Source organism: Streptomyces sedi (assembly GCF_006335015.1).
Taxonomy (GTDB): Bacteria; Actinomycetota; Actinomycetes; order Streptomycetales; family Streptomycetaceae; genus Streptomyces; species Streptomyces sedi.
Window position 1 is genome coordinate 37,578 of the sequence record NZ_VDGT01000008.1, and the last position, 19,919, is coordinate 57,496.

Annotated in this window: 17 protein-coding genes, 2 tRNA genes and 1 pseudogene; 12 read left to right on the forward strand and 8 right to left on the reverse strand. The window is 71.0% G+C overall.

All coding sequences use genetic code 11. The annotated features are described in order from the left end of the window. The first annotated feature begins 1 nt into the window (after position 1). The 3 genes from FH715_RS12445 (at position 2) to pknB (ending at position 5,134) form a co-directional block, all read left to right on the forward strand. Positions 2 to 1,402, forward strand: a complete 1,401-nt coding sequence (locus FH715_RS12445; protein WP_139644497.1) for an FtsW/RodA/SpoVE family cell cycle protein — start codon at positions 2 to 4, stop codon at positions 1,400 to 1,402. Then, positions 1,399 to 2,868, forward strand: coding sequence for a penicillin-binding transpeptidase domain-containing protein (locus FH715_RS12450; RefSeq protein ID WP_139644499.1), 1,470 nt, complete (start codon positions 1,399 to 1,401; stop codon positions 2,866 to 2,868). Before FH715_RS12445 ends, FH715_RS12450 begins: the two co-directional genes overlap by 4 nt. 259 nt (positions 2,869 to 3,127) lie before the next feature. Further along, positions 3,128 to 5,134, forward strand: a complete 2,007-nt coding sequence (pknB, locus tag FH715_RS12455; RefSeq protein ID WP_139644500.1) for a Stk1 family PASTA domain-containing Ser/Thr kinase — start codon at positions 3,128 to 3,130, stop codon at positions 5,132 to 5,134. A 120-nt stretch (positions 5,135 to 5,254) separates the two neighbouring features. On the opposite strand, the gene FH715_RS28215 is transcribed toward pknB, so the two are convergent. Continuing rightward, positions 5,255 to 5,737 carry a DUF5324 family protein gene (locus FH715_RS28215; protein ID WP_281290737.1) on the reverse strand — a complete coding sequence of 161 codons (483 nt, stop codon included), beginning with the start codon at positions 5,735 to 5,737 and terminating at the stop codon, positions 5,255 to 5,257. A 185-nt stretch (positions 5,738 to 5,922) separates the two neighbouring features. On the opposite strand from FH715_RS28215, the gene FH715_RS12465 reads away from it, so the two are divergent. Continuing rightward, positions 5,923 to 6,450 (forward strand): peptidylprolyl isomerase, encoded by a 528-nt coding sequence (locus FH715_RS12465; protein WP_139644504.1) that lies wholly within the window; start codon positions 5,923 to 5,925, stop codon positions 6,448 to 6,450. Positions 6,451 to 6,550: 100 nt separating this feature from the next. Next, positions 6,551 to 7,429, forward strand: a complete 879-nt coding sequence (locus FH715_RS12470; protein WP_139644506.1) for a rhomboid family intramembrane serine protease — start codon at positions 6,551 to 6,553, stop codon at positions 7,427 to 7,429. Between the two features lie 226 nt (positions 7,430 to 7,655). On the opposite strand, the gene crgA is transcribed toward FH715_RS12470, so the two are convergent. Further along, positions 7,656 to 7,919 (reverse strand): cell division protein CrgA, encoded by a 264-nt coding sequence (gene crgA / locus FH715_RS12475; protein WP_139644508.1) that lies wholly within the window; start codon positions 7,917 to 7,919, stop codon positions 7,656 to 7,658. A gap of 121 nt (positions 7,920 to 8,040) precedes the next feature. On the opposite strand from crgA, the gene FH715_RS12480 reads away from it, so the two are divergent. From FH715_RS12480 to FH715_RS28885, 5 genes and pseudogenes are all read left to right on the forward strand, one after another. Continuing rightward, positions 8,041 to 8,787: a DUF881 domain-containing protein gene (locus tag FH715_RS12480; protein ID WP_139644510.1), complete on the forward strand. Its 747-nt coding sequence runs from the start codon at positions 8,041 to 8,043 to the stop codon at positions 8,785 to 8,787. A gap of 78 nt (positions 8,788 to 8,865) precedes the next feature. Continuing rightward, a complete protein-coding gene (locus FH715_RS12485) occupies positions 8,866 to 9,045 on the forward strand; it encodes a hypothetical protein (RefSeq protein ID WP_097232195.1) in 180 nt (59 codons plus the stop codon). Next, a complete protein-coding gene (locus tag FH715_RS12490) occupies positions 9,042 to 9,698 on the forward strand; it encodes an aminodeoxychorismate/anthranilate synthase component II (protein WP_139644511.1) in 657 nt (218 codons plus the stop codon). Before FH715_RS12485 ends, FH715_RS12490 begins: the two co-directional genes overlap by 4 nt. Further along, positions 9,695 to 11,188, forward strand: coding sequence for a class E sortase (locus FH715_RS12495; RefSeq protein ID WP_139644513.1), 1,494 nt, complete (start codon positions 9,695 to 9,697; stop codon positions 11,186 to 11,188). Before FH715_RS12490 ends, FH715_RS12495 begins: the two co-directional genes overlap by 4 nt. Positions 11,189 to 11,533: 345 nt before the next feature. Next, positions 11,534 to 12,283: pseudogene (locus FH715_RS28885) on the forward strand (class E sortase); the annotation flags it as partial. Positions 12,284 to 12,429: 146 nt separating this feature from the next. Here the strand turns inward: FH715_RS28885 and FH715_RS12505 are convergent. After that, positions 12,430 to 12,502: transfer RNA gene (locus tag FH715_RS12505), tRNA-Ala, on the reverse strand. Between the two features lie 146 nt (positions 12,503 to 12,648). Between FH715_RS12505 and FH715_RS12510 the strand changes: the two genes are divergently transcribed. After that, complete coding sequence (locus tag FH715_RS12510) at positions 12,649 to 13,212, forward strand: helix-turn-helix domain-containing protein (RefSeq protein WP_097232200.1); 564 nt, start codon at positions 12,649 to 12,651, stop codon at positions 13,210 to 13,212. 58 nt (positions 13,213 to 13,270) lie between these two features. Further along, positions 13,271 to 14,503, forward strand: coding sequence for a serine/threonine-protein kinase (locus FH715_RS12515; protein WP_139644518.1), 1,233 nt, complete (start codon positions 13,271 to 13,273; stop codon positions 14,501 to 14,503). An 18-nt stretch (positions 14,504 to 14,521) separates the two neighbouring features. On the opposite strand, the gene FH715_RS12520 is transcribed toward FH715_RS12515, so the two are convergent. The 5 genes from FH715_RS12520 to gyrA all read right to left on the reverse strand — a co-directional run bounded on the left by FH715_RS12520 (position 14,522) and on the right by gyrA (position 19,887). Next, entirely contained in the window at positions 14,522 to 15,784 is a 1,263-nt protein-coding gene (locus FH715_RS12520; RefSeq protein ID WP_139644521.1) for a hypothetical protein, read from the reverse strand. A gap of 293 nt (positions 15,785 to 16,077) precedes the next feature. Next, a complete protein-coding gene (locus tag FH715_RS12525) occupies positions 16,078 to 16,215 on the reverse strand; it encodes a DLW-39 family protein (RefSeq protein ID WP_170184714.1) in 138 nt (45 codons plus the stop codon). Positions 16,216 to 16,341: 126 nt separating this feature from the next. Further along, positions 16,342 to 16,415, reverse strand: a tRNA-Ile gene (locus FH715_RS12530). A gap of 83 nt (positions 16,416 to 16,498) precedes the next feature. Continuing rightward, the gene (locus tag FH715_RS12535) at positions 16,499 to 17,125 is read right to left on the reverse strand and encodes a DUF3566 domain-containing protein (protein WP_139644522.1); all 627 of its coding nucleotides are present in this window, start codon (positions 17,123 to 17,125) and stop codon (positions 16,499 to 16,501) included. 158 nt (positions 17,126 to 17,283) lie between these two features. Next, the gene (gene gyrA, locus FH715_RS12540; RefSeq protein ID WP_246108713.1) at positions 17,284 to 19,887 is read right to left on the reverse strand and encodes a DNA gyrase subunit A; all 2,604 of its coding nucleotides are present in this window, start codon (positions 19,885 to 19,887) and stop codon (positions 17,284 to 17,286) included. Between the last annotated feature and the right edge of the window lie 32 nt (positions 19,888 to 19,919).

Below are 19,919 nucleotides of genomic sequence, written 5' to 3' on the forward strand. Positions count from 1 at the left end.
CATGAGCAGCAACAACAACACGACCGTCTCACCCGGCGGCCTGCCGAGCCGCCGGAACACCGAGCTGCTGATGCTGGTGTTCGCGGTGGTCATCCCGGTCTTCGCCTACGCCAACGTCGGCCTGGCCAAGGACGAGACGCTGCCCGCCGGGATGCTGGGCTACGGCCTGGGGCTCGGCCTGCTGGCCGGCGTCACCCACCTCGCGGTCCGCCGCTGGGCGCCCTACGCCGACCCGTTGATGCTGCCGCTCGCCACGTTGCTCAACGGGCTGGGCCTGGTGCTGATCTGGCGGCTCGACCAGGAGCCGACGATCACCACCGACGCGCTGGGCGGCCCGATGGCCCCCAACCAGCTGATGTGGTCGACGGTGGGCGTGGCGCTCTTCATAGGGGTGCTGCTGCTGCTGAAGGACCACCGGCTGCTCCAGCGCTACACCTACATCTCCATGGTGGTGGCCCTGGTCCTGCTGGCCTCGCCGATCTTCGTCGGCACGGAGATCAACGGCGCGCGGATCTGGGTGCAGATCCCGGGCGTCGGCTCCATCCAGCCGGGCGAGTTCGCCAAGATCGTGATCGCGATCTTCTTCGCCGGCTATCTGATGGTGAAGCGCGACGCGCTGGCGCTGGCCAGCCGCCGCTTCATGGGCCTGTACCTGCCGCGTGGCCGCGACCTGGGCCCGATCCTGGTGATCTGGGCGATCAGCCTGCTGATCCTGATCTTCGAGACCGACCTGGGCACCTCGCTGCTGTTCTTCGGCATCTTCGTCGTGATGCTCTACGTGGCGACGGAGCGCACGAGTTGGATCGTCTTCGGTCTGCTGCTCTCCGCCAGCGGCGCCGTCTTCGTGGCCAGCACCAACGCCCACGTCGGCGAGCGCGTCGACAACTGGCTCAACCCGCTGGACCGGGCCGCCAACGACGGGGTGACCGAGACGGCGCAGGCGATGTTCTCGTTCGGCTCCGGGGGGCTCTTCGGCTCCGGGCTCGGCCAGGGGTACTCGCGGCTGATCAGCGGCATCGCGCCGAAGAGCGACTACATCCTGGCCACGGTCGGCGAGGAGCTGGGCCTGGCGGGGCTGATGGCGATCATCATGCTCTACGCGCTGCTGATCGAACGCGGGATGCGCACGGCGCTGGCGGCCCGTGACCCGTTCGGCAAGCTGCTGGCGATCGGCCTGGCCGGGGTCTTCGCGATCCAGGTCTTCGTGGTCGCCGGCGGCGTCACCGCGCTGATCCCGCTGACCGGTATGACCATGCCGTTCCTGGCGCAGGGCGGCTCGTCCGTGATCGCCAACTGGGCGCTTATCGCGCTCCTACTGCGTATCAGCGACACTGCCCGCAGGCCCGCGCCCGCGCCGGCGCCCTCCCTCGACTCCGAAATGACGCAGGTGGTCCGTCCATGAACAAGCCGATGCGCAGAGTGGCCGTGTTCTGCGGGCTGTTGATGCTGGCGCTGCTGGTCCGGGTGAACTACATCCAGTTCGTCCAGGCCGACGAGTTGCAGAGCCACAAGGACAACCGCCGGGTCGCCATCGAGCGTTACTCCAACCCCCGCGGCGACATCATCGTCGACGGCGAGCCGATCACCGGTTCGGAGGAGACGGACGACCCGGACTTCCGCTACCAGCGGACCTGGATCGACGGCGAGATCTGGGCGCCGGTCACCGGCTACGCGTCGCAGGCGTTCGGCACCAACCAGCTGGAGAACGTCAACGACTCGATCCTCACCGGCGACGACGACCGGCTGTTCTTCAACAACACGATCGACATGCTCACCGGCAAGGACCAGCGCGGCGGCGACGTGATCACCACGCTCAACGGCGACGCGCAGCGCGCCGCGTTCGAGGGCCTGGGCAGCCGCAAGGGCGCGGTCGTGGCGTTGGACCCGCGCTCGGGCGCGATCCTGACGATGGTGTCCACCCCCTCCTACGACCCCTCCTCCTTCGCCGGGTACGGCGCGGAGGACGGGGAGGCGTGGACCGCGCTGGAGACCGACGAGGACAAGCCGATGCTCAACCGGGCGCTGCGGGAGACCTTCCCGCCCGGCTCCACCTTCAAGGTGGTCACCGCCGCGGCTGCCCTGGAGAACGGCCTGATCGACGACATCGACCAGGACACCGAGTACGAGGACCCGTACATCCTCCCGGACACGGACAACGTCCCGCTGGACAACCAGGTCCCCGGCGTCTGCGCCGACGCCAACGTCCGCGACGCCATGCGTTACTCGTGCAACAGCGTCTTCGCCGGCCTGAGCAACGACGTGGGCAACGAGGGCATGATCGAGATGGCCGAGCGCTTCGGCTTCAACGAGGAGCAGTTCGTCCCGGTCCGGAGCAACGCGAGCGTCTACCCCGAGGACAACCGCCCGCAGAACGCGATGGCCGGCATCGGCCAGGCGTCGAACCGGGCCACCCCGCTCCAGATGGCCATGGTGGCCAGCGCCGTCGCCAACAACGGTTCGCTGATGGCGCCGTACATGGTGGACCGGTTGGTCGCCCCGAATCTGAACGTCATAGAGCAGCACGACCCGGAGGAGCTGAGCGAGCCCGTCTCCGGGGACAACGCGCGCGAGCTCCAGGAGGCGATGGAGGAGGTCGTCGAGCAGAACTCCAGCATCGACCGGAGCTCCATCGACGACGACATCCGGATCGGCGGCAAGACGGGTACCGCCCAGCGCGGTGAGAACAACTCGGAGTCGCCCTACGCGTGGTTCATCTCCTACGCGATGACCGACGAGGGCTCCCCGGTCGCGGTGGCCGTGGTCGTGGAGGACGAAGAGGTCGACCGGGACGAGATCTCCGGCGGCGGTCTGGCCGCGCCCATCGCGATGGACGTCATGGCGGCCGTGCTCGCCGACGACCAGGAGTGACGCTCCCGGCCGCCCCGCGTGGGCGCCGGGCAGTCCCTCGCACGCCACCGGCGGGCAACCGGGAACCACCGAACACACGTCATATCTGGGACCGGCCTTGGGTCCGGTTGCGGTGTTGGGCGATACCGGTTGGATATCGGCCGCCCACCGCCACCCGGTGGGTTCATCCCCGCCGGGTACCGTAAGCCAGGGTCTGGCTCCCCGAGCCCGAGTAAGACGAGGGGGGCGCGGCCGGGACCACACGGAGAGGGCTGGAAACATGGATGAGCCGCGTCGCCTCGGCGGGCGGTACGAGCTGGGCCAGGTGCTGGGCCGGGGCGGAATGGCCGAGGTCTACCTGGCTCACGACACCCGGCTGGGTCGCACCGTCGCGGTCAAGACGCTCCGTGCCGACCTCGCCCGCGACCCCACGTTCCAGGCCAGGTTCCGAAGAGAGGCCCAGTCGGCCGCCTCGCTGAACCACCCGGCGATCGTCGCCGTCTACGACACCGGCGAGGACTACGTCGACGGGATCTCCATCCCCTACATCGTGATGGAGTACGTCGACGGCTCGACGCTGCGCGAGCTGCTGCACTCCGGGCGGAAGCTGCTGCCGGAGCGGGCGATGGAGATGTGCATCGGCATCCTCCAGGCGCTGGAGTACAGCCACCGCAACGGCATCGTCCACCGGGACATCAAGCCGGCGAACATCATGCTGAACCGCACCGGCCAGGTGAAGGTGATGGACTTCGGCATCGCCCGCGCCATGGGCGACTCCGGCATGACCATGACCCAGACCTCGGCCGTGATCGGCACCGCGCAGTACCTCTCCCCGGAGCAGGCCAAGGGCGAGACGGTCGACGCGCGGTCCGACCTGTACTCGACGGGCTGTCTGCTCTACGAGCTGCTGACCGTGCGGCCCCCGTTCCTGGGCGACTCGCCGGTCGCCGTGGCCTACCAGCATGTGCGGGAGGAGCCCCAGCCGCCCAGCAACTTCGATCCGGAGATCACTCCGGACACCGACGCCATCGTGTTGAAGGCGCTGGTCAAGGACCCGGACTACCGGTACCAGTCGGCGGACGAGATGCGCGCCGACATCGAGGCGGCGCTGGACGGGCGTCCGGTCGGCGCCGCCGCCGCGATGGGCGCGGCGGGCTACGGCTACGACGACCGCCCCACGACGATGCTGCGGCCGACCGACCCGGCGACGACGATGATGCCGCCGACCAGGGACGACGGGTACAACGACGACTACGGCCGCGCCGACCGCCGGCAGGGGAACCGCCACACGTCGACGATCCTGCTGGTGCTGGCCGCCATCCTGGTGCTGGTCGGCGCCGTGCTGATCGGCCGGGTGATGTTCTCCAACGATCCGCCCGAGGGCGCCCTGAAGGTGCCGGACCTGGCGGGTGAGTCCGTGGAGGCCGCGCAGGATCGGCTGGACGGCCTGGGCTTCTCGTCCACCGTCGGGGACCCCGAGCCCTGCGGCGAGGAGAAGGACACGGTCTGCCGGACCGACCCCGAGACCGGCACGGAGCTGGAGGAGGGCGACACCGTCACGGTGATCCCCTCGGACGGTCCGGAGCCGGTCGAGTTGCCCGATGTCGTCGGCGACGCCTACGAGGACGCGGAGGCCGAGCTGGAGGACCTGGGTCTGAGCGTGCGCCAGGAGACGGAGGAGGCTCCGGACTCCGAGCCGGGCACGGTGCTCTCGCAGGACCCGGAGGGCGGCAGCGAGGTCGAGGCGGAGAGCGAGGTCACCCTGACCGTCGCCACCGCCCCCGAGCTGGAGTCAGTGCCCGACGTGGTCGGCAAGCCGTTCGACCAGGCGCAGTCCGAGCTGACCGCCGCCGGGTTCACGGTGACCCGGCAGAACCAGACGGACGACTCCCGGGCGGAGGGCGAGGTCATCAGCCAGGACCCGGGCGCCGGCACGCAGCAGGAGCCTGGCGGTCTGGTGACGCTGACCGTCGCGATGCCCTCGCAGGAGACCGAGGACCCGCCGGACGAGGAGGAGGCGGAGGTGCCCAACGTCGTCGGCCAGAACGTGGAGCAGGCGCGGGGCGCTTTGAACGGCGCCGGCTTCCAGCAGGTCAACATCCAGGGACCCGACGTCCCGCACGCCCTGGTGGTGTCCATGGACCCGCCGGCCGGCCAGCGGGTCGCACCGGACACCCCGATCACCCTCACCGTGGTCGACCCGACCAACCCGGGTGACCAGGGCGGCCAGAACGGGGACCCGGGCGGCGGCCCGGGCGGCGGCGGCATCTTCGGGATGGGCGGCTGACGCTCACCGGGGCGGCCTGAGCCGGCCCTGACCGAAGAGAAGCGAACGGCGAGCGGGTGCGAGCCGAGGCGTGGAACGCCTCGGCCGTGCCCGCTCCGTCGTGTGAGGCCCCGGCGGGGCTCAGCCCAGCGCCTGCTCCTCGGGCTCGGTGGGGATCTCCGTCGCCGGGGAGGGCTCGACCAGCCAGTCCGGGTCGGTCTGGGCGCTCCACCACTTCCAGGCGACGAGCGCGCCGCCCGCCACCAGGCCCATCAGCCCGAGCCGCCTGACCAGCCGCCCGTTCCTCGCCTTGCGGCGCCGGCGGCGCGCGGTGTGCCGGATCTCCTCGGCCGTGAGGTCGCCGCGGAGCGCGGCGACGGCGGCGGCCGAACGCAGCGCCGCCTTCTCCCGCGCGGGCCCGGCGGCCTGCCTGGCCTGCTCCACGCGGGGGACCCACTGCTCCTCATACTGTCGACGAGCCTGGGTAGCAGCCCGAGAGGCGCGAGGGGCCACGTAGGCACGGGCCTGGTGCGCGTAGCGTGCGGCGTTCTCCTTGGCGGAGAGCGCGTAGGGAAGCACCGCGTCGCCCGCCTGTCGAACAGTTGCCTTCCCGTTCCGGGTCACTGTTTTCGCCTCCTTGGTAATCTTTCGTGGCGGTTTCCCGCTGACTACTCCTCTTGTCCACTCGTGCGCAAATCATGCCGGGTACGCGGGGATTCGGCACGCGAAAGGGCCATCCGGGGGCATGGCGTGTCGGCGTTCCGTGGCAGGATCGGTGACCGTCATTGAACGTAGACGGAAGGTAGATCGTGGCTGAGCAGCTCTATGCCACCCTGAAGACCAACCGAGGCGACATCGAGGTGCGGCTCTTCCCCAACCACGCGCCGAAGACGGTCGCGAACTTCGTCGAGCTCGCCGAGGGCAAGCGCGAGTGGGTCCACCCGGCCACCGGGCAGAAGTCCACCGAGAAGCTCTACGACGGCACGGTCTTCCACCGGGTGATCAGCGGCTTCATGATCCAGGGCGGCGACCCGCTGGGGAACGGCACCGGCGGCCCGGGATACAAGTTCCAGGACGAGATCCACCCGGATCTGTCCTTCGACCGCCCGTACCTGCTGGCCATGGCCAACGCGGGTCCCGGGACCAACGGCTCGCAGTTCTTCGTCACCGTGTCGCCGACCAGCTGGCTGACCGGCAAGCACACCATCTTCGGTGAGGTCACCGGCGAGGCGGGGCAGCAGGTCGTGGACGCGATCGCCACGACCGCGACCGACCGCAACACCGACCGTCCCGTCGAGGACGTGGTGATCGAGTCGGTGACGATCGAGAGCCGCTGACCGGAAGTTCGCACTCCGGGAACGAATCCGGCCCCCTGTCCGTAGGATCAGGGGGCCGGTCTCTCATCGGCTCCGGGCACGCCAGCGGGGAGGGGACACCATGGCCCAGCAGCATCCGCAGCCGGGGCTCGCCCGCTGCTACCAGCACCAGGACCAGGAGACCGGCGTCCGCTGCACCCGCTGCGACCGCCCGATCTGCCCGTCCTGCATGGTGGAGGCCGCCGTCGGCTACCAGTGCCCGCACTGTGTGCGCGGCGCCGCCGGCGCCACCAGGGCCGCCCGCCCCAGGACGCTGGCCGGCGGCCGGGTCACCGGAGACGCCGGGCTTGTCACCAAGGTGCTGCTCGCGTTGAACGCGGTGGTCTTCCTCGCCGTGCTGGCGCGCGGCGACGAGATGGTGATCGACCTCGGGATGCTCGGCTACGCGACGGACGGCGGCACGTTCCTCGACCCGAACTGGATCGGGGTGGCCGACGGCGAGTGGTACCGGCTGCTGACCTCGGCGTTCCTGCACCAGGAGATCTGGCACTTCGGGTTCAACATGCTGGGGCTGTGGCTGCTGGGGCCGGCGCTGGAGAGCGCACTGGGCCGGGGCCGCTATGTGGCGCTCTATCTGCTCTCGGCGCTGGCCGGCTCCACGCTGTCCTTCGTGCTGGCCGACCAGACGCAGCTCTCGCTGGGCGCCTCGGGCGCGATCTTCGGCCTCTTCGGCGCGACGGCGGTGCTCGCCCGCCGGCTCCGGTACGACATGCGGCCGATCCTGCTGCTGCTCGCGGTCAACCTGGTGATCACCTTCGCCTGGTCGGCGATCGCCTGGCAGGCGCACATAGGCGGACTGATCGCCGGAATCGTGATCGCCTCGGGACTGGTCTGGGCCCCGCGCCGGCTGCGCCTCCCGGTGCAGATCGCCGTCTGCGCGCTGGTCGCGCTCACCCTCCTGGTCACGTGTCTGATACGCGCACAGCAGCTGGTGGGCTGAGCCTAAGTTCAGACTTATCCACAGCCGGTGGAGGATCTTGTGCACCCTGTGGACGACTCGCGACCTCCGCCGTCACGACCGACGTTTCCGCAGGAGAACAGGGGTGCGGGAGGTTCGAACACGGGCGCGGCACCCCGCTGAACACACAGGGTTATCCACAGATCTTGCGATGTTAAAGCAACCTGTGGATAACCCTGGTGAGAACGAGCGAGGGACGAGCGGTCGGTCATTTCCACTGGGTGGAGACCACGAACCCCAGTGCGATGAAGCCGAAGCCGACCACGATGTTCCAGTCGCCGAGCGCGCCCACCGGCAGATCCGCCTTGGTCACGTAATAGACCACGATCCAGGCCAGTCCGATGCCGAACAGCGCCAGCATCAGGGGGGCGACCCAACTGCGCCCCGAACGCATGTCGAGCTTCGTCGTCGCCCGCTTCTCCGGGGGCGCGTAGCTGTCGTCCTTCTTCTTACGGACCCGAGACTTCGGCACGAGAGAGACTCCTGTCGATCGCGCTGCGCAAGGCGCTACCTGGTCGCGCTCCGAAGCGCGTAGCTGTGGGATCGTCGGCTAGCGTAGTCCTTCCGCGGCTGTTTAAGGAGACCAGGGTACGGTGAGGAATTTCCCCTTCCGCCGGGCCCGGCTCGGCACGGTCGCCGTCTTCGCCCTGGCGGGCCTCCTCTTCTGGGTGAGCTTCACCGTCTCGCGCGGCAACAACATCCGCACCGACGACTCCCTGCTCCAGATGTCCGACCTGATCAGGGAGCGGGAGCGCGGCAACGACGCCCTGGAGTCGACGGCGGCCCGGCTCCGTTCCGAGGTGGAGGCGCTCACCGAGCGCGACGCCGGCGCCGACCCCGAGCAGTCGCTGCGGCTGGACGCGACGGAGACCGCCGCCGGGCTGAACGAGCTGACCGGCCCGGGGCTGACCGTGACCCTCACCGACGCCCCGGCCGACGCCGAGCCGCTGGTCCCCGGCGCCCCCGAGCCGACCCCCAACGACCTGGTCATCCACCAGCAGGACCTCCAGGCCGTGGTGAACGCCCTGTGGGCGGGCGGCGCCGACGGGGTGCGCGTCATGGACCAGCGGCTGATCTCCACCAGCGCGGTGCGCTGCGTCGGCAACACCCTGATCCTCCAGGGCCGGCTCTACTCCCCGCCGTACACCATCACCGCGGTCGGCTCCACCGACCGACTGCGCTCCGCGCTCGACGACTCCCCCGCGCTGCGCAACTACCAGCAGTACGTGGACGCCTACGGCCTCGGCTGGGACGTCGCCGAACACGGCTCGGTCACCCTGCCCGGCTACGAGGGCGGCGTGGCGCTGCGGCACGCCGAGCCGCTGGAGCCCGGGGATTGACAGCGAGCCCCGCGCGCCCGAGCGCCGTCGTCGTACGCTTGGGGCACGCGGCGTCGCACGAGATGGGGACGGGAAGCCATGTACGGGTGGATCTGGCGACATCTGCCGGGCAACACGCTGGTCAGGGCGGTGCTCGCGCTGGCTCTGGCGCTCGGCGTGGTCTACCTGCTCTTCCAGTACGTCTTCCCGTGGGCCGAGCCGCTGTTGCCCTTCAACGACGTGACCGTGGACGACGCCCAAGGGGGGACCGACAGGTGAGCGCCACCCGCATCCTGGTCGTGGACAACTACGACAGCTTCGTCTACAACCTCGTCCAGTACCTCTACCAACTCGGCGCCGAGTGCGAGGTGTCGCGCAACGACGCGGTCGATACCGGTCACGTCGCCGAGGGCGGCTTCGACGGGGTGCTGATCTCCCCCGGCCCCGGCACCCCCGAGCGGGCCGGCGTCAGCGTCCCGATGGTGCGGCACTGCGCGGAGAACGGGGTGCCGGTCTTCGGCGTCTGCCTCGGGATGCAGGCCATGGCCGCCGCCTACGGCGGGGTCGTCGGCCGGGCGCCCGAGCTGCTGCACGGCAAGACCTCCGAGGTGGTCCACGACGGCTCGGGCGTCTTCGAGGGACTCCCCTCGCCGCTGACGGTCACCCGCTACCACTCGCTGGCCGCCGAGGAGCCGCGGCTGCCCCCCGAGTTGCTGGTCACCGCCCGCGCCGGAGACGTGGTGATGGGCCTGCGCCACCGCGAACTCGCGGTCGAGGGCGTGCAGTTCCACCCGGAGTCCGTGCTCACCGAGGGCGGCCACCGGATGCTCGCCAACTGGCTGGCGCGCTGCGGCGACGCCGGCGCGGTGACGCGTTCCCACGGGCTCGCCCCGATCGTGGGCCGGACGGGCCAGCAGGAGCCCGCGGCGTGAACACGTCGCGCCCGGGGGCGGGCGCGGAGTGGGACCCCGAGCGGGATCCCTACGCGGACGACCCGTATCCGGCGGGAGGGCCGGGCGGCTACCCGGCGGACCCGTACCAGGCGGCCGTCGACGCGCTCAACGACCCGCTGGGCGACCCCCTGCCCGGCCAACGGCCACCGCTTCCCACGGCCGACGACCTCGCCGGGGACTACCCGGCGCACGGGCAGGGGCGGCACGGGCAGACGGGCGGCCAGGGCGGCCAGGGCGGGCACGAGGCGTACGGGGGCTACCCGGGCGGCGAGGGCTACGCGCCGGGCCCGGGGGAGTACCACCACGAGAACCACTCCCCGGGGCACGAGTCCCACCCCCCGGGCAACCGGGCACCCGAGGGATACGACTACGAACCGCCGTTCGACGCCTACGGCGAGCAGCGTTCGGCCGTGCGGGAGCCCGACCCCGAGACCGTGGGGCTCCAGGTGCCGCCGCGCGGCGCCGGGGAGCACGACCCGGAGACGGTCGGGCTGCGGCGCCCCGACGACCTGCGCCCGCGCGCCGGGACGCCGGCCGAGGACGGCCCGGAGGCGCCGGAGGGCGGCGGCCGGGCGGCGCGCAGGCGCGCGGCGCAGCGCGCGGCGGAGCCCGAGCCGCCGGCCGCCGGCGGGCGAGCCGCCCGGCGCAGGGCCGCCAAGGGCGGCGGCGGGCGCCGGGGCGCGGCGGAGCCGGCGACCGCGACCGCCGAGGCGGAGCCGGAGGTGGGCGGGGGCCGCGCGGCGCGCCGCAAGGCGGCGAAGGCCGCGGCCAAGGCCGCCAAGCAGACCGGCACGGCGATCAGCAACGTGATCGGCGAACTCTTCATCACCACCGGTGTGTTGCTGCTGCTCTTCGTTGTCTACCAGCTCTGGTGGACCAACTTCGAGGCCAGGGCCCACGCCAACAAGCAGGCCTCCGAGCTGGAGGAGCGCTGGGACTCGGGGGGCGAGGGCGAGGAGAACCGCGACCCCGGTGTCTTCTCGGCGGGCGAGGGCTTCGCGATCCTCTACCTGCCGACGCTGGACGTGCGGGTCCCGGTGGCGGAGAGCGTCGACCCGGCGAGCGTGTTGGACAACGGCATGGTGGGGCACTACACGGAGGAGGACGGCCTTCCCACGGCGATGCCCTGGGACGAGGAGGGCAACTTCGGGCTGGCCGGCCACCGCAACACCCACGGCGAGCCGTTCCGTTACATCAACAACCTGGAGCCCGGCGACCCGATCGTCATCGAGACCGAGAGCACCTACTACACGTACGAGATGCGCAGCCGGCTCGACTCGACCTCGCCGTCCAACGTCGAGGTCCTCGACCCGGTGCCCGACCAGGGCGGTTTCACCGACCCCGGCCGCTACGTCACGCTCACCACCTGCACCCCGGAGTTCACCTCCACCTACCGGCTGATTGTCTGGGGAGAGCTGGCCGAGGAGAGCCCCCGTTCCGAGGGCAAGCCGGACGCCCTCGTCAACTGACCGAAGACGCAACGACAGCGGAGGACACCGGCGGTGCCGGAGGACAAAGAGAACCCGACCCCCGAGGGGGAGGCCAGCGCCTCCGCCGGTGCGTCGGACGACAGGACCGACCAGACCGACCAGACCGACCAGACCGACCAGAGCAACGAGACCGACGAGCCGCGTGCGACCGGCGAAGGGGACGACTCCCCGGAGAAGGAGACGCCGGACAAGGACGAGGACGGCCGGAACGACGAGGCCGACGCCCCCGACCCCACGCCCACGTCCGACGCGGAGCCGGACCCCGAAGACCCCGACGCCCCCGACGATGTCGCCGCCGCCGACGATGTCGCCGCCGCCGACCCCGACGCCGAACCGACGCCGCCCCCCGCCGGCCCGAGCCGCACCAGGCGGCGCGTCGCCGCCGCCGTCGGCGTCTTCGGCGAACTCTTGATCACCGCGGGCGTCGTCCTCGGTCTCTTCGTCGTCTACTCGCTGTGGTGGACCAACGTCATAGCCAACAAGGAAGCCTCCAGGGACAGCGACGCCGTGCGCGACAGCTGGGCAGCGCAGCCGGAGGAGGACGCCGACGACACCACGCCGCCCAGGGAGTTCGAGCCGGAGGACGGCATCGGCTTCCTGCACGTCCCGACCATGACCGGCAGCGAGATCCTGGTGAAGGAGGGCACCAACCCGAACACCCTCAACGGCGGCGTCGCCGGCTACTACACCGACCCCGTCGCGGCGGCCATGCCCTGGGACGAGGAGGGCAACTTCTCGATCGCCGCCCACCGGGACGGCCACGGCGCGAAGTTCCACGACATCCAGGACGTCGAGGAGGGCGACCCGATCGTCTTCGAGACGAAGAACACCTGGTACATCTACCGCACCTACGCCGTGCTGCCGGAGACCTCCAAGTACAACGTCGAGGTGCTGGACCCCATCCCCGAGGAGTCGGGCGCCACGGAGGCCAACCGCTACATCACGCTCACCACCTGCACCCCGGTCTTCACCTCCCGCCACCGCTACATCGTCTGGGGCGAGCTGGAGCGCACCGAGCACGTCAACGCGGACCGCACACCCCCCGAGGAACTGCTGGAGATCACGGGCGGCTGACAGGTACGGAGGGGGCGACGGCGGCTCCTCCCCTCAGCCCTCGTCCCACCCCCGACGACACCGCCGCGTTGGCACGTCACCACGGGAAACCGGGACAGAAGAACCCCCCTGACCGCGTCTCCGCAGGTCAGAGGGGTTCATTCGGGTGGAGCCTAGGAGAGTCGAACTCCTGACATCCGCCATGCAAAGACGGCGCTCTACCAACTGAGCTAAGGCCCCTGGTGTGCCTTCGGGAAGGCCGTAGCCAAGATTACCCAATCTTCTCCCGGGAGGCCGACCGGGTATCGCACCGGGGAAGACTCCCTCCGTAGGATGACGCGCAACTTCGCTCACGTGAAGCGATCAGGGGAGACAGGGGACACAGGATGGACGCGGTCCAACAAGAGTCGACCGAGAAGGCCAGGGAGCAGCAGACCACCTGGTACGGCGAGCCCCTGGGAACGCTCTTCCGGCGGCTCATCGCCGATCTGGGGCTCAACCAGGCGCGGCTCGCCGGTGTGCTCGGCCTCTCGGCGCCCATGCTCTCCCAGTTGATGAGCGGCCAACGCGCGAAGATCGGCAACCCGGCCGTGGTCCAGCGGGTGCGCGCCCTCCAGGACCTGGCCGCCGAGGTGCGGGCCGGCAGGGTGAGCGCCGCCGAGGCGACGGGCGCGATGGACGACATCCGCCGGACGGCGGGCGGCAACGTGCTCAGCCCCGCCTCGACGACGACCCGTTCCAGCGGGGCCTCCGCCGTTCCGGCCAACCCGAGCAAGCGCGTGGTGCGGGAGATCCAGGCGTTGCTGCGTTCGGTCTCCGACGCCGCCGAGATCCAGAGCGCGGCCCGGCTGCTGGGCGACAGCCACCCCGAACTCGCCGAGTTCCTGCGGGTGTACGGCGTCGCCAGGACGCGCGAGGCCATCGAGCACTACGAGAGCCACCAGGGCTGAACGCCGCCCTCGACGGGCGGTCCCCACGACGACGGACGGAAGCGACGGACACGAGGGCATGGGCGAGATCTTCGCGGGTCGGTACGAGCTGGTCGACCCGATAGGACGTGGCGGCGCCGGAGCGGTCTGGCGTGCCTTCGACCACCGGCGGCGCCGCTATGTGGCGGCCAAGGTGCTCCAACAGTCCGACGCCCACACGCTGTTGCGCTTCGTCAGGGAGCAGGCGCTGCGCATCGACCACCCCCATGTGCTCGCGCCGGCGAGCTGGGCTGCCGACGACGACCAGGTGCTGTTCACCATGGACCTGATGACCGGCGGCTCGCTCTCCCATCTGATCGGCGACTACGGGCCGCTGCCGCCGAGCCACGTCTGTCTCCTGCTCGACCAGCTGCTGGCCGGGCTTCAGGCGGTGCACGACGAGGGCGTGGTCCACCGCGACATCAAGCCGGCCAACATCCTGCTGGAGGCGACCGGCACCCACCGCCCCCATCTGCGCCTCTCCGACTTCGGCATCTCGATGCGGAAGGGTGAGCCGCGGCTCACCGAGACCAACTACGTGGTCGGCACGCCCGGTTACTTCGCGCCCGAACAGCTTGAGGGCGCGGAGCCGGACTTCCCGGCGGACCTGTACGCGGTGGGGCTGGTCGGCCTCTACCTGACGACCGGCGTGAAGCCCGACTCCCTGGCGCTGCTGGAACGTTACGCGGGCGGGATGCCGGCGGCACCGGACGGCGTGCCGGACGCGCTGTGGCAGGTGCTGGGCACGTTGTTGCAACCGAAGCCGGAGGCGCGCTTCCGGACGGCCACGGGCGTGCGCCGGGCGCTCGCCTCGGCGCGCGAGCTGCTGCCCGACTCCACGTTGGAGCGCGAGGTCGTCGAGGTCTTCGACCAACTCGGGCCGCTGCCTGCCGGGTTCGGCCCCGAGGGGCCGAAGCGCGGCGCGGGGGCCGGGTCCGTGGCCGGGGACGAGCCGGTCGACAACATCTCGGGGACGGGCAGCTACCGGATCGCGCCCCCCAGCTCCCAGGGACCGCGGGGCGGTTCCCTTCCGACGCCGCCGATGGGCGCCGGCCCCTCGGGGGAGACCCGGGGCGGCCAGGAGACCGCGGACGTCCCGCGCACGGCGGGCGTTCCCACGCCGACCACCGTCTCCCCGACCACGCCGCAGGGCACCACGGGCCCGATGCCGGTACGCCGGCGCCCGGGGCCGCCGCGCGCGGTGGCGATCCCGGTGCTGCTGGTGGCGGCGGTCTGCCTGGGCTACGGCGTCTGGTCGTTGCTGACGGCGTGAACTGAGCCGGCGGGCACCTCAGCCCCAGGGCGCCGGCCCGGCGGCTGCCAGGGCGCGGCGCCTGCCGACCAGGTACCAGGCGCCGAGGCAGAGCGCGAGCACCAGCCCGACGCCGACGGAGACATAGCCGCGCAGCCGCTTGTCGTCGCTGGCCCGCTCGGCCGCCACCTCCTCGTCCGTCTGCCCCTTGGCGGCCTGGGAGACCATCGCCTCGGTGACGCCGAAGCCGGCCTCCACCGGGTCGGAGGCGTAGGACGGCCCCGGCTGGGCGTCGCCGAGCACCGAGAGCCGCAGGGTCGCCCCCACCGGCTCGTCGGTGATGTCGGCCACGTCGGGGCTCAGCGTGACCAGCAGGTAGTACCAGCCGGCGAACGCCATCTCGTCGACGCCGTCGGTGTCCTCGAAGCGGTTGCCGTAGTGCACGCCGGCGGTGAGCGCCTCGATGCTCAGCTGCTCGCCGTAGTAGTTCTCGGAGATCGGGTCGCCGATCCGGCCCGCGGCCGGGTTGTACAGCTCGGCGCGTACGTGGCCGTACGCCATGGAGTACTCGTCGACGTCGGCGGCGTTGCCCAGGTCCAGTGTCAGCGCGAGCTGTTGGCCCCAGTCGAGCGGAACGCGGTAGGCGCGTGTGGTGCCGGCTTCCAGGTCGTCGCGCCAGACGCCCTCGCCTATGGGCTGGGCGTCGTTGAAGCCGGTGCCGCCCGGGACCCGGACGGCCTCGCCCCCGGGCGGGGCCGGCTGCTCGGTCTCCCAGCTGTCGACGGGCGGCGCCGACTCGGGGAGCTGGCTGAGCCGCGGCTCCTGCGCGAAGCGCAGCTCGATGGGCCACTCCGCGCGGTCCGTGCCGTCCACCCTGGTCACCGTGTACACATAGGTCCCCGCGCGCTGGCAGTCGGCACCCTGCGCCACGACTCGGCCGGCCCAGACGGTGATCGGCCGGGGCGGCGCGTTGGAACCGGTGCCGAACGACCGGTCGGCGTCGGAGCAGGTCTCGTTGTCGGTGGTCAGCAGCTCGACCTCGACGCCGTCGCTCGCGCTGATCTCGGAACCGAGCCGCGGGACGACGACCGTGGTCAGATAGGCGCTCGATCCCTCGTCGAGGTCGACCGCGTAGTGCAGCGTCTCGCCCCGCTCCAGCTGGTCGGTGTAGGTCCCGCCGGCCTCCAGCTTGGGCGCGTCCGCGCTGCTGGCCGCGCCCTCGACGGCCTCGGCGTCCGGCGCGAACGCGTAGGCCGTCGACGCCTGGGACTCGGCGGCTGCCTGGGCCGCGGGTGATCCCACGAGCAACAACGAGCAACCGACCGCCGCAACTCCGAGGCTGGCGCGCATCCTTCCCGTCCCCCGCTCTCCGGCACAAGCGCCGGGTCCCTCACCAACACCAACCAGCACCGTACGAGTTCGCGGTCGCACACAGAACAGCGTTCCGCGTCACGGTCTGGCCACAACACCGCGGGCCCGCCCGCGGCCCGCCCCCCAGGGGTGCCGAGACAGCGAACCGCCCCCGGGCCCACCGCCGTCAGGCGGCAGGGACACGGAGGCGGCAGGAGTCAAGTGTCAGTCCGTGGCGCGACGCCTCAGGCGCCGGTGGAGCCGGCCGGCACGGAGTCGGTCGCCTCCGTCCACAGATCCTGCTCGGCCTTGTCCGCTTGGATCTGGCGGTAGACCAGCAGCCCGCCGATGGCGGCCACCGCTACCAGGAGGAGCTTCTTCACCGCGCTACCTCGTCCTTCTTAACGTGATCGGACCATTGGCGCCCGATGATACCTTCGCGCTTCCCGGTGCCATCGGCCGCTACGTCAAACGGCCCCGGTCACTGGGGACCGGGGCCGTCATGACGGTGGGGCTAACAGGACTTGAACCTGTGGCCTCATCCTTATCAGGGATGCGCTCTAACCATCTGAGCTATAGCCCCGCGTGCTCCGCAAGGCTAGCGCATGGCCGCCCCCGCGCCCAAATCGGAAAGCGGGCCCTCGAACTGGGCGCCACGCGCCCGTCTCACTCGTCCTCGGCGAGCGTCACCTCGACTCCGCCGACGAAGCCGGCGGAGAGGTTGTAGAGGAACGCGCCCAACGTGGCCAGCGCGGTGGCCAGCACCACGTCGATCACGGCGATCACGGACGTGAAGATCAGCACGCGCGGCAACGAGAGGAAGGACTCCAGATCGAAGCCGCTCTCGTCGTCGGTCTCGGTGGCCTGGGTGATCGTTTCACCAATGGTGGAGAAGACCCCCATGCCGTCCATCACCATCCACAGCACGGAGACGGCGATCACGGTGCAGATGCCCAGGGCGATCGAGAGCAGGAAGCTGACCTTCATCACCGACCACGGGTCGGCCTTGGCCACGCGCAGGCGCGCCTTGCGGACCCGGGGGACGGTGCGCGCGCCCGTGCGCGGGCGGCGCACGCCGCCGCCCTGGGTGCTCGGCCCCTGGGCGCCGGGCCCGGGCCCCGAGTCGGGGCGGGAACGCTGCTGCGGGGACTGCTGCCCCACCGTCGGCGCGTTGCCCGGGGGCGCCGGGTACGCCTGGGGCGGGTGATAGTGCTGCTCTGCCGGGGTGCCGTATCCCTGGCCCTGCTGACCGCCCCGCGAGTGCGAGGAGTCCGCGGGTCTGGCACTGGTCATCGTCGTTCCCCCATGGGAAGGGTCGCTAGCGGATTCCTGGGCTCCGGGGGCACCGCCCCCGTGACCCGAGCCGTGGCCGCCCCCGGCGGGATGTCGGGGGGACGCGGCGTTCGATCACTCCGGCCGCCCCCGGGGGCTTCCACGGCTCCACTCACGTACTACTCCTCGTCGGTGACGGGCTCGGCGCCCGTGACCGACTCCGGCCCGGCCTCGGCGACGGGCTCGACGTCCGTGTCCACGGCGTCGACCTCCTCGGCCTCCCGACCCGCCTCGGCGTTCCGCGCGATGCCCACGACGGCGTCGCGCTTGCCCAGGTTGATCAGCTGGACGCCCATGGTGTCACGGCCCGTCTCCCTGACCTCGTTGACCCGCGTGCGGATCACCCCGCCGCCCAGCGTGATGGCGAGGATCTCGTCCGTCGGGTCGACCACCAGGGCACCCACCAGGGAGCCCCGGTCCTCCACGATCTTGGCCGCCTTGATGCCGAGACCACCGCGGCCCTGGACGCGGTACTCGTCCACGGGCGTCCGCTTGGCGTAGCCGCCGTCGGTCGCGGTGAAGACGAAGGTACCGGCCCGGACGACGTTCATCGAGAGCAGCTCGTCGCCCTCGCGGAAGCTCATCCCCTTCACGCCCGAGGTCGCGCGCCCCATGGGACGCAACGAGTCGTCGGTGGCGGTGAAACGGATCGACTGCGCCTTCTTGCTGATCAGCAGCAGATCGTCCTCGGGCGAGACCAGCTCGGCGCCGATCAGTTCGTCGTCACGTCCGTCCGGCATCTCGCGCAGGTTGATCGCGATGACGCCGCCGGAGCGGGGCGAGTCGTAGTCCTTGAGGACGGTCTTCTTCACCAGGCCGGACTTGGTGGCCAGCACCAGGTACGGCGCCGCCTCGTAGTCCCGGACCGCGAGGATCTCGGCGATCCGCTCGTCCGGCTGGAACGCCAGCAGGTTGGCCACGTGCTGCCCGCGCGCCTCCCGCCCGGCGTCCGGCAGCTCGTACGCCTTGGCGCGGTAGACCCGCCCCTTGTTGGTGAAGAAGAGCAGCCAGTGGTGAGTGGTGGAGACGAAGAAGTGGTCGACGATGTCGTCCTCGCGGAGCTTGGTGCCGCGCACGCCCTTGCCGCCGCGCTTCTGCGCCCGGTAGTCGTCGGTCTTGGTGCGCTTCACATAGCCGCCGCGGGTGATCGTGACGACGATGTCCTCCTCGGCGATCAGGTCCTCGATGGACATGTCGCCCTCGAAGGGCACCAGCTGGGTGCGCCGGTCGTCGCCGTACTTGTCGACGATCGCGGCCAGCTCCTCGCCGATGATCTCCCGCTGCCGCTCGGGCGAGGAGAGGATCGCGTTGTACTCGCGGATCCGCGCCTCCAGCTCGTTGCGCTCGGCGGTGATCTTCTGGTGCTCCAGGGCGGCCAGCCGGCGCAGCTGCATCTCCAGGATGGCGTTGGCCTGGATCTCGTCGATGCTCAGCAGGCCCATCAGCCCCTGGCGCGCCACGTCGACCGTCTCGCTGCGCCGGATCAGCGCGATGACCTCGTCGATCGCGTCCAGCGCGGCCAGCAGGCCGCGCAGGATGTGCGCGCGCTCCTCGGCCTTGCGCAGCCGGTAGCGGGTGCGCCGGACGATCACGTCGATCTGGTGGGCGACCCAGGAGCGGATGAACGCGTCCAGCGACAGGGTGCGCGGCACGCCGTCGACCAGCGCCAGCATGTTCGCGCCGAAGTTGGTCTGGAGGTCGGTGTGCTTGTACAGGTTGTTCAGCACGACCTTGGCGACGGCGTCCCGCTTCAGCACGATCACCAGGCGCTGCCCGGTGCGCGACGAGGTCTCGTCGCGGACGTCGGCGATGCCGTTGACCCGACCGTCCTTGACCAGTTCGGCGATCTTCTGCGCGAGGTTGTCCGGGTTGACCTGGTAGGGCAGCTCGGTGACGACCAGGCACTGCCGGCCCTGGATCTCCTCGACCTCGATGACGGCCCGCATGGTGATCGAGCCGCGCCCGGTGCGGTACGCCTCCTCGATGCCCTTGCGGCCGACGACCAGCGCGCCGGTCGGGAAGTCGGGGCCCTTGATCCGCTCGATCAACGCGTCCAGCAGCTCGTCGGGCTCCGCGTCCGGGTGCTCCAGGTACCACTGGGCGCCGGCGGCCACCTCCCGCAGGTTGTGCGAGGGGATGTTGGTCGCCATGCCGACCGCGATGCCGGCCGAGCCGTTGACCAGCAGGTTCGGGAAGCGCGACGGCAGCACCGTCGGCTCCTGGTTCCGGCCGTCGTAGTTGTCCTGGAAGTCGACGGTCTCCTCGTCGATGTCCCGGAGGGTCTCCATCGCCAGCGGTGCCAGCCGACACTCGGTGTACCGCATGGCGGCGGCCGGGTCGTTGCCGGGCGAGCCGAAGTTGCCGTTGGAGTCGACCAGCGGCATCCGCATCGACCAGGGCTGGGCCAGGCGCACCAGCGCGTCGTAGATGGAGGTGTCGCCGTGCGGGTGGTAGGTGCCCATCACGTCGCCGACGACGCGGGCGCACTTGTAGTAGCCGCGCTCCGGGCGGTAGCCGCCGTCGTACATGGCGTAGAGCACGCGCCGGTGGACGGGCTTGAGGCCGTCGCGCACGTCGGGGAGCGCCCGGGAGACGATCACGCTCATCGCGTAGTCGAGGTAGGAGCGCTGCATCTCGGTTTCGAGCGTCACCGGCTCGATCCGCAGCGCGCCCGGGTCGATGCCCTCGGGGGTCGGCGGGGTGGGGGGGGTCTCGTCGGCCATTGCTGTGGGTCCGATTCCTTTCAAGCGGCGGT